Raw genomic sequence first — 546 nt, forward strand, 5'->3', positions numbered from 1 at the left:
GTAGCTCAGCTGGATAGAGCAGCCGCCTTCTAAGCGGCAGGTCGTAGGTTCGAGCCCTACCGGGGTCGCCACTCCTGGCGCCGCCAACCTCCTGAAATGCAATAGTTTTTCGCTCCAGCGGCGCGGCGCCTCTGCGCCCCGCTGTGAGCCCATCCGGGGAACAGACACCGAACGCGCGGGCCTTCGGCTGCACGCGGTCCCACCAAGTTTCCCACCATCGCAAGCCGGGGAGGAAGCCGTGGGCCCACCGGCAAGGAGCCGTCATGCCCCCTCGCGACACCGCCTTCCCGGCCGCCAACGCGGACATCGTTTCCAAAGGACGCTGCGAGAACCCCAACGGCAACTTCGCGCTGTTCCGCTACGGTCCGGCGGATGTCGTGGAGGTGGAGCGGTTCGACACGCTGGACGAGGTCCCGGCGGGATAGGGGCCAACCTCCGTAGCAAACCCCAGGGGTCACGCACGTCACACGCCACCCGCGTACCGGCGGATCACAGTTCCCCCTATGGGGGTCCCGGGGCTCCCTCCGCGCCGACATCGAGCACCCG

Annotated in this window: 1 protein-coding gene; it reads left to right on the forward strand. The window is 68.1% G+C overall.

From position 1 onward, the window contains the following. Nucleotides 1-263 precede the first annotated feature (263 nt). Entirely contained in the window at nucleotides 264-425 is a 162-nt protein-coding gene (locus QR78_RS35325; RefSeq protein ID WP_158004101.1) for a hypothetical protein, read from the forward strand. Nucleotides 426-546: the final 121 nt, after the last annotated feature.

It is taken from the genome of Methylobacterium indicum, from assembly GCF_001043895.1.
Taxonomy (GTDB): Bacteria; Pseudomonadota; Alphaproteobacteria; order Rhizobiales; family Beijerinckiaceae; genus Methylobacterium; species Methylobacterium indicum.

Coding starts and splice junctions, on each gene's coding strand:
- QR78_RS35325 (WP_158004101.1), top strand. CDS start 264: ATGCCCCCTCGCGACACCGCCTTCCCGGCCGCCAACGCGGACATCGTT.